Annotated in this window: 9 protein-coding genes; 8 read left to right on the top strand and 1 reads right to left on the bottom strand. The window is 55.5% G+C overall.

Features of this window, described 5'->3' with window-relative positions:
* Nucleotides 1-259: transposase (locus DM08_RS10820; RefSeq protein WP_035384679.1), on the bottom strand; the 259-nt coding region annotated here is incomplete at its 3' end.
* A gap of 221 nt (nucleotides 260-480) precedes the next feature.
* Here DM08_RS10820 and DM08_RS12675 point away from each other — a divergent pair.
* From DM08_RS12675 to DM08_RS10850, 8 genes are all read left to right on the top strand, one after another.
* On the top strand, nucleotides 481-705 hold the full coding sequence (locus tag DM08_RS12675) for an addiction module protein (RefSeq protein WP_081908879.1): 225 nt from the start codon (nucleotides 481-483) through the stop codon (nucleotides 703-705).
* A gap of 163 nt (nucleotides 706-868) precedes the next feature.
* Entirely contained in the window at nucleotides 869-1,519 is a 651-nt protein-coding gene (locus DM08_RS12940) for a hypothetical protein (RefSeq protein WP_152555830.1), read from the top strand.
* Between the two features lie 77 nt (nucleotides 1,520-1,596).
* Nucleotides 1,597-1,833 (top strand): hypothetical protein, encoded by a 237-nt coding sequence (locus tag DM08_RS13080; RefSeq protein WP_202593409.1) that lies wholly within the window; start codon nucleotides 1,597-1,599, stop codon nucleotides 1,831-1,833.
* A 278-nt stretch (nucleotides 1,834-2,111) separates the two neighbouring features.
* Nucleotides 2,112-5,486 carry a transglutaminase family protein gene (locus DM08_RS10830; protein WP_035384681.1) on the top strand — a complete coding sequence of 1,125 codons (3,375 nt, stop codon included), beginning with the start codon at nucleotides 2,112-2,114 and terminating at the stop codon, nucleotides 5,484-5,486.
* A gap of 124 nt (nucleotides 5,487-5,610) precedes the next feature.
* Entirely contained in the window at nucleotides 5,611-6,129 is a 519-nt protein-coding gene (locus DM08_RS10835) for a cyclic nucleotide-binding domain-containing protein (RefSeq protein WP_035384682.1), read from the top strand.
* 43 nt (nucleotides 6,130-6,172) lie between these two features.
* Complete coding sequence (locus DM08_RS10840) at nucleotides 6,173-7,408, top strand: hypothetical protein (protein WP_051938164.1); 1,236 nt, start codon at nucleotides 6,173-6,175, stop codon at nucleotides 7,406-7,408.
* Nucleotides 7,409-7,413: 5 nt separating this feature from the next.
* Nucleotides 7,414-8,799: a Si-specific NAD(P)(+) transhydrogenase gene (gene sthA, locus DM08_RS10845; RefSeq protein WP_035384683.1), complete on the top strand. Its 1,386-nt coding sequence runs from the start codon at nucleotides 7,414-7,416 to the stop codon at nucleotides 8,797-8,799.
* A 400-nt stretch (nucleotides 8,800-9,199) separates the two neighbouring features.
* Nucleotides 9,200-9,458: transposase (locus DM08_RS10850; RefSeq protein WP_035384679.1), on the top strand; the 259-nt coding region annotated here is incomplete at its 3' end.

Here is a 9,458-nt window from a genome sequence, read left to right on the forward strand (position 1 = left end):
TCAGCTCCCGTTTGAGCTTCGATAGCTCGCTCTCTTCCGTCACCTTTGGTCGACCGGGCTCGCGGAATACGCCACCATTCGCCTTGAATTGCGCCTGCCACTTGTAGAGCCGGTTGCGTGCAACACCCAGTTCCAGCGCTAGTTGCGTCCCCGGCTTCTGCCCCAATTCCAGCAACCGTACCGCCTCGCGCTTGAATTCCGCACTGTATCGCTGCCGTTGCCTCTCCGGATTTACCTTGCCTTTTCCCTTGCTTTCCATCGAACACCTCCTTCATTATTGTCTCCTATTGAAGTGTCCGTTAAAGCCGGGTTAGCTCAGACCACGGTTTCCGACACTGCCTCTACTATCCTCCGAGACCACCGGGGACAGACCACGGTTTTTCGCTCGCGCCAAAGACCAAAAGCCTGAACTACGTGGCGTTCGACATGGAGAACTGGCCACGCTAGAATCGTTCCATTGGTTTTGAATGGAGTTTAGCCATGAATACTCTGCTCTTAGAACAAGCAAAAGTTCTCGCCATTGACGAGCAAATCGAATTGGTTGAAGCCATCTGGGATGGTATCGTTAGCCGTAATGCCGTGCCTCCGTTGACAGAGGTACAGAAGGCCGAGCTTGATCGCCGTCTCGCCGATCATTTGGCAAATCCAGATGATGTAGTTTCCTGGGACGAAGTAAAAGCCGCTGCTCTTGCCAAGATCAGGTAATGAGCCTTCCCGTTTCATTTCATCGTGCCGCCAGTGCAGAGTTTGTCGAAGCCAGCAAATAACCGGGGAGAGACCACGGTTTCCCAACTCGTAGTGCTAAACCATTATTCCACCGCGTCAGGCCGGTGAATTCAAACATCAATTATCGTAAACTCGACTCATCATGAACCTACTGAGCAAACAAAATTCTTTTCGCCTGTTGTCAGCAATTGCAATCTGCGTATTCGTGGCCGGATGCAGTGCCAACCGGGCAGCAGTTCGCATACATGGCGCATCGCTTTCGTTTCCGCAAACGACTACGGGCTTCGTGGCAAAACGGCCTCTCGCTCTAACAATCGACGTGCAATCGCCAATCGACTCTCGATCAAAACATTATGGTGAGCAAGTTGCTGGTTCTCGATGGGAAGGCTGTAAAACCGACGCTCTATGGCGCGACACTGCCTCTACTATCCTCCGTGAGCGGATAAGCCAAGAACTTTCCTCGGCAAGTCTGCTCGATCAATCGCTTTCGACTTCGCCTCCACCGGGGCAACTCACACTCAAGTCGGAAATATATGCGTTCTGCTCACAGGCGCATGGCTTCCTCATTGTCCGTGTCGCCGGAATTGCTGCCGTAAAATTTTCGTTGGAGCAGAACGGGAAGACCGTATGGGAACGCAAGATTGAGCACGTAGTTACTGATGCGGATCCAGAATACAGCGGAAGCCAAGTGACTTTTCTTGAACAAGCGATGCGTGTAACCATGGCAGATAGCTTGCGGCTTGTGCTGCGAGACCTTCTTCGGGAACTAGAGAGTTATGGGAACAAGCAATAACCGTCGAACAACCGGGGACAAACCGGTTTCCCAACTCCTGCTAAACTCTCTCCGCCCCTATTCCGCAGGAGATCGCCATGCCGCGCCGTGCCCGCATCGCTTTGCCGAATGTCCCTGTCCATCTCATCCAGCGCGGCAATAACCGCCAGCCTTGTTTCTTTGCCGATGAAGATTATCGGCGCTATCTCGATTGGTTGGCCGAGTACCAACCACAATCAACATCGGGTCAAACGTCAACAAAGCTTGCACAGCCAGTGCTATCCCAACTTCATTGTTCTCGAAACGTTGCGGCTGTGTTTGTGGATATCGGATGACCTATATCCCGTTGACATGCTGAACTGTCAACAAATAACTGAGTTGTTCCGTGCGTCCTTAAATATATTTCCCATGCACCAGTTGAGTGCAAGGTAGGCAGTTGGCATCGACTCAATATGATGATTTTGCTGATCTGGGGGGTGGCGCGGTTTGTGCTCTAGTAGCATTGTTCTCGTTCTGGGTTGCAATTCATGCTGAATCTTACGGCCAGTCTGGCTACTTACGATGTCGTGCACAACACTAGGCTGCGCGCCATGACGTTACTCGGGAGTTTGCCATGACCATACGTGTTGCCCTAAGTCATCAGACCCGCTACCGGTTTGATCATCCGGTCAAATTATGGCCCCACGAAATCCGATTGCGTCCAGCCGCCCATAGTCGGACACCGATTCTAAGTTACTCTCTGCACGTTACTCCGGCAGAGCATTTCTTGAATTGGCAGCAAGATCCGTTTGGAAATTGGGTCGCACGACTGGTGTTCCCTGAGCGGGCCAGTGAGCTTTCGGTGACGGTGGATTTGGTTGCCGACATGACGGTGATCAATCCTTTTGACTTTTTCATCGAGGAGTTCGCCGAGAGCTTTCCCTTCGCTTATCCAGAGGGCTTAAGCCGGGAACTAGGCCCTTATCTGGAAGTTGAGCCAGCTACCCCCTTGCTGGCGGACTGGCTGGCGCTGACGCGCCGCGAATTATTGAGTAAACCATTGCGCACCATCGACATGCTGGTGGGTATCAATCAGCGGGTGCAAGCTACCGTCGGCTACATCGTGCGTCTGGAAGCTGGGGTGCAGACACCGGAACAGACGCTGGAATTGGAACGCGGTTCGTGTCGGGATTCGGCTTGGCTGCTGGTGCAGGCACTGCGTCATCTGGGCTTGGCTGCACGCTTTGCCTCTGGTTATCTGATCCAGTTGAAAGCCGATGTGAAAGCGCTCGATGGGCCCTCTGGCACGGAGCACGACTTTACCGACTTGCACGCCTGGACCGAGGTGTTCATCCCTGGGGCAGGTTGGATCGGTCTTGACCCAACCTCCGGTCTATTGGCTGGGGAGGGGCATATACCCTTGGCCTGTACCGCCATGCCATCGTCTGCTGCACCGGTCATTGGCGCGACCGAAGTGTGCGAATCGCACTTTGATTTTGCGATGCAGGTCACGCGTATCCACGAAGACCCGCGCGTGACTCAGCCTTACACCGAGGCACAGTGGCAAGCCATTCTGGATGTGGGGTATCAGGTCGATGCCGAGTTGCTCAAGCATGACGTACGCTTGACTATGGGCGGTGAGCCGACCTTTGTGTCCATCGACGATATGGATGGCCCGGAGTGGAACTACACGGCATTGTCCGATAAAAAACGCGAATTGGCGGGAGATCTACTCACCCGTTTGCAAGGCCATTTCGCGCCAGGATCACTGCTGCATTTCGGCCAAGGCAAATGGTATCCGGGCGAGCCGCTGCCGCGCTGGGCATTGGGTTGTTATTGGCGTACCGATGGCCAGCCGCTGTGGAGTGATCCAAGCCTATTGGTCACGGATCAAGCCGGTGGGAAGCAAAGCACGGCGGATGCTCAGCGCTTCATCCAGCAACTGGCAGCTCAGTTGGAGCTGGATCGGCGCTTTGTCATTCCGGCTTACGAAGATGTCGCCCAGATTATTGATCAGGAGCAACGTTGGCCGAACAATCTCGACCCATTGCAAGCAGACCTGAAGCAGAGCGATGAGCGGCGGCGTTTGGCCAAGCTGATCGAACGTGGTTTGGGCGAGCCGGTCGGTTATGTACTGCCGTTGAAAGCTTGGCCAGCCAAGTCGGTGAAGCGCAGCAAAGCACTGGTGGCGACGGGATTTCGATCGAGTCGCTGGCCGCTGCGCCGAGAGCACCTGTATCTGACCTCGGGCGACTCGCCGCTAGGGTTACGTTTGCCTTTAGCCTCCTTGCCTTGGGTCGCTCCAGACGATATGGAGCTGGAGTTCGGGCGTGATCCCTTGGATGAAGTGGCGGCCTTAGCATCCAGCCCGAGCAAGCTCAAAAAATCTCGGCTCTCCAAGCAGGATGTCGATCCCCGCGAGATCATCCATACCGCCTTGTGCGTCGAAGTCCGCGCGGGCGTGCTGTGTGTGTTCTTGCCGCCGGTGCCGTTGCTGGAAGACTTTGTGGTGTTGATCGAGGCGATCGAGGCGACGGCCGCCAGCCTGAAACTTCCCGTGCGACTGGAAGGTTACACGCCACCCGCTGATCCGCGCATCAAGGACTTCAAGATCACGCCTGATCCCGGTGTGATCGAGGTGAACATCCATCCTTCCAGCTCGTGGCCGCAGTTGGTGGCGAACACGCAGACCCTGTACGAGGAGGCCAGGCTGACGCGGCTGGGCACGGAGAAATTCATGCTGGATGGCCGTCATACCGGCACCGGCGGTGGCAACCACATTACCCTAGGCGCGGCGACACCGGCGGATTCGCCCTGCTTGCGCCGCCCCGACGTTTTGATGAGTTTGATCACTTATTGGCAGCACCATCCTGCCTTGTCGTATCTGTTCTCCGGTATGTTCATCGGACCGACCAGTCAGGCGCCGCGCGTGGATGAGGCGCGCCACGACAGCTTGTACGAGCTGGAGATCGCGTTTCAGCAGATGGCGGAACATCTGCTGGCGGGCGAGGAAAATGCGCAGCCCTGGTTGGTGGATCGCCTATTGCGAAACCTGCTGGTCGATCTGTCGGGCAATACCCATCGTGCGGAGTTTTGCATCGACAAGCTGTATTCGCCGGACAGTGCGACCGGACGCTTGGGGCTGCTCGAATTTCGTGGCTTCGAGATGCCGCCGCATGCGCAGATGTCGTTATTGCAGATGTTACTGTTGCGGGCGCTGGTGGCACGCTTCTGGCAAACGCCGTACCGAGGCAGCCTGACCCGCTGGGGGACGGAGTTGCATGACCGCTACATGCTGCCGCATTTCGTGGCGCAGGACATGCGCGATGTGGTGCTGGATCTACAGCGCGCGGGCTATGCGTTCGAGTTCGAGTGGTTTGCCCCGTTCCTGGAATTCCGTTTTCCGCGCTTTGGTACGGTGGTATATCACGGCATCGAGATCGAATTGCGTCAGGCGATCGAACCCTGGCATGTGCTGGGTGAGGAAATGGCCGCTGGCGGTACGGCGCGTTATGTCGATTCTTCGGTCGAGCGCATGCAGATCAAGGTGCGACACATGAACGACAGCCGTCATATCGTGACCTGCAATGGGCGACCTTTGCCGCTGACGCCGACCGGCATACGCGGAGAGTACGTCGCGGGGGTGCGCTATCGTGCATGGTGCCCGCCCTCGGGCTTGCACCCGACCATAGGCGTGCAAGCACCGCTGGTGTTCGATCTCGTAGATACCTGGAGCGGGCGCTCTATCGGCGGTTGTACCTACCATGTCGCGCATCCGGGAGGCCGTAATTACGACACCTTCCCGGTGAATGCCAACGAAGCCGAGGCGCGCCGCGTGGCCCGGTTCTGGAATCATGGTCATACGCCGGGCGAGATGCACATCCGGCGCGAAGGCCGCAATCCAGACTATCCGCTGACGCTGGATTTACGGCGCGCACCTGAACCCCGGATGGAAGGAGTCGAGCAAGCGCCAAGTGAGCTTATACGACAGGCGAAAAAGGCAAAGTAGTTATTCATGATGGGTGTAGTTTGCAAAGTGGGCACACTAATTGCGTGAGTTTGGCTGAGCAAGTGATGTTGACGCATAGGATGAGGCATCGACGATTGCGGTAAGGCTAAAGGAGGCACCCGAAATGATGGATGAATCAAACGTGATTAAAGCACTGGAGCGCAGTACTTTGATTGATGAACTGCGTGATTTTGAGATTCGCCTGCTACTGGAGGTATTGACCAAGCAACGTTATGGTGCAGGCGAGTTTATCGCCAAGCATGGAGATTGCCCCATGCGCGATGCGCTGCTGATACTGGTGGATGGCTGCATCGAAGTTAGTGCGCTGGTGGAGGGGCAAGTAGTGATGCTAGAGCTCAATGAGCCTGGTGCGATAGCGAGAGTGGCCAGTTTTGTGGGTAATCCCTGGTCGAAAATTGATGCGGTGATCGAAGTCAAAGCCCCTAGCTCGGTCTTGCTGCTGGATCGAGCCAAGCTGGAAGGGTTACTCGGCAAATACCCGTCCATCGTGTACTACGTCATGCGTAGCTTGGTGCGTCATGTACATAGCTTGGCGCGACATAAAAGCGCTGAAGTGGCCGAGCTCAATAGTTATCTCTTTGGTGTGCCCAAAATTTCATCCGGTCTGATCGCGCGGCCCTAGACGATGCGCGACCACTGACTGTTAACCTGTTTTTTTGAAACTTATGATCCATTCTGAACAACTTAAATCGACAGGCATTCCCCGCAATGGTGACAAGCTGAACTCAGCGTTCTTTGAGGCGTATTTGCCGCGCTTACTGGAAGAGCGAGATCGCAGCGGCCTGACCAATATGATCGGCGGCATCGAAGCGCTCATGATTTCGGTCGAGCCAGGCAACGCGATTGCCTACATCGCTGAGTTGGCCTTGATGACTCCGTACCATTATCTGGTCACGTTGGACAGCCCCGGCCACCTGACGCACATCCTGCGCATCGACATGAACTCGCCGGATATTTTGCTGCGCGAGGTGAAAAATCCCGACCATTACGATATTTTCCGTAGCCTCAACGATTTGCATCCCGCCGGTTCGCAACGTCCACATAGCCGCTATCTGGGCGAGATCTTGTGGGTGAGTGACCGGCAACAGGTGCTGGAATTGCAGCAGGCACGTGAGTTTCGCTTTTTCTCACCTGAGGCGATGGCCAGCCTTGATCTGCCTACCAATGTCAGCATTAGCAAGCCTTCGCCCTATACGCAAAACGTAGTGGGTTACATGGAGCGCGCGCCCGGAGTGATGCGCGTGTATCACCCACTGGGCAATTGCAACATCTTGTCGCAAGCGCAAGATGCTTACGAAACCGCCAAAGGATTACAAAAGCAGCTGGGCATTGCAGACCTGATTTTGCCGATAGACCATCTGGCAACTCGGGTCTATAGCCAGAATCGTGAAGCGGCGTTGCTCGAATATCTCGCGCTGTCGAGTTATTACTATTGGGGCAGCTACGACATTGTCGATCAGAACTCGTCCACCAATGTTTGCAAAAGCGTGCGTTCGGTGCCAGAGTCGGCTAGCCCAGCCAAGGTATTCACCGCCAATAATCTGCCGTATTGCGTGAATCATCTGGATGGACTGCCATCGCCAACCGAAAACTTCGTACGCAACTACGGTGCGCGCTTGCATCACATCGCTCTGTCTGTGCGAGACGGGGAAACCGATGGCAAGGAGAATATCGACTTTGTGGTGGATGCCATCGCCAGTCAAGGCAAGGGTTTCTTGCTGGAGGTGATAGGCTCACGTGCTGACGGTTTGAAGCAAATTTTTTCAGCGGCTTCGCCGTTTTCCGCCTTGATTGTGGAGTACGTGCAACGCTTTGGCGACTTTCAAGGTTTCTTTACGCGTGACAATGTGGCCAAACTGACTGCGGCGGCAGGCACCGAAGAGTCGTTGAGCGGAAGTTGACTGATATGGATTACGATATTCTCATCGTCGGCTCCGGCCCCGCTGGTCAACATGCGGCTTGGCAGGCGGCACGCATGGGAAAGCGGGCGGCAATCATTGAACGCAAGCCTAGAATCGGTGGCGCTGGTTTACAAACCGGTACCATTCCCAGCAAAGCGATGCGTGAAGTGGCTTATCTGCTTAGTCGCTCCGGCGGGATGCGCCAGGCGCTCGCGCCGGATGCGCGTAGTCGGCACGGTTTGCTGGCCGATGCAGTGCGCCGCAAAGAGGGTGTGATCGCGCAACAGGAGTCGGTCATCTTGCAGCGGCTGCTGAGTCATGGTGTGGCCTTGATCCCGGGCGAGGCGGCATTTCTGGATGCGCATACGCTGGAGGTAATTGATACGGCGGGTCGTGTGCGGTCTATTTCAGCGGAAGTCATTGTGCTGGCGACCGGTTCGCGTCCGCGTCGCCCTGCGCACATCCCGTTTGACAAGAAATCAGTATTGGATTCAACCTCGATCCTGAATCTGCGCCATCTGCCAGAAAGTCTGGTAGTGGTGGGCGGCGGTGTGATCGCGTGCGAGTTCGTCTCGATTTTTGCCGCATTGGGCGTGCAGGTTTCGGTGGTTGATAGCCATGCACAACTACTGACCTATCTGAGTGATGATGTCGTGGGAGTGCTGGCAGACAGTTTCCTGGCGATGGGGGTGACCTTTCACATGCGTGAGCGTGTGGTGGCCATTCAGCGTGAGGATGGCGGCACGCTCACTTTGCTGGAAAGTGGTCGGCAGTTACGCGCCGAAGCGGTGTTGTACGCCCAAGGGCGAGAGCCGAATAGCGGTGGTTTGCATGTCGCGCGTGCCGAGGTGCGCAGTCAGGACGGCTGGATCGAAGTAAATTCTCAATTTCAGACCAGCGTACCGCACATCTATGCAGTAGGTGACCTGATCGGTCGCCCTGCTTTAGCCTCAACGGGCATGGAGCAGGGCCGGGCGGCGGTGCTCCATGCCTTTGGTGGCGAGCAATACGTCTCTGCAGAAAACTTGCCGATGGCGGTTTATACCATTCCCGAAATTTCTTACGTGGGCAAAACCGAAAAAGAAGTGCAGCAGGCAGGCATTCCCTATGTAATTGGTCGCGCTCAGTTCAAGGACAGCGCCCGTGGTCAAATCATCGGGGATGCGCAAGGCTTGCTGAAGCTGGTTGTGGATGCGCGTAATGAGCAGATATTGGGCGTGCACATCGTTGGGGAGCAGGCCAGTGAGTTGATTCATATCGGTCAGCTGGTGATGAATCTCAACGGCAGCGTGCGCGATTTGGTGAGCAATGTGTTCAACTATCCGACTTTGGCCGAGTGTTACAAACTAGCAGCACTGGATTGTTTGCACGGGCTGAGTAAGCAACGCTGAGATTACGCTTGCTCAGCTCTCCCAAGGGAGTCGGGGCAAGTTTTCCAATGCCTGAACCAGACCTTGATTCCACTAGTAGAACTGCTTGGCAAACGAACCATTTTCCATCAGTGTCATGTGCTGTCCGAAAATCAAGACTGTCCTTTTTGTAAATGAGCAAGTCTATGGGTGGCACTACCGTCAAATTGCTGCGCGTTGCCGAGTTCATTGAAACCAGTGCGCAACGTGCGGCGTGAGCCAGTGGGGTACTGCGTTTGATCAAGCGATCCAGAATGGGTTTTCCATACTTGACCTCGCCGATCTGGGCAATAACCAGAGACACACAATAACCGGGGACTGTCTGAGCTAACCCGGCTTTAACGGACACTTCAATAGGAGACAATAATGAAGGAGGTGTTCGATGGAAAGCAAGGGAAAAGGCAAGGTAAATCCGGAGAGGCAACGGCAGCGATACAGTGCGGAATTCAAGCGCGAGGCGGTACGGTTGCTGGAATTGGGGCAGAAGCCGGGGACGCAACTAGCGCTGGAACTGGGTGTTGCACGCAACCGGCTCTACAAGTGGCAGGCGCAATTCAAGGCGAATGGTGGCGTATTCCGCGAGCCCGGTCGACCAAAGGTGACGGAAGAGAGCGAGCTATCGAAGCTCAAACGGGAGCTGA

It is taken from the genome of Ferriphaselus sp. R-1, from assembly GCF_000746095.1.
GTDB lineage: Bacteria > Pseudomonadota > Gammaproteobacteria > Burkholderiales > Gallionellaceae > Ferriphaselus.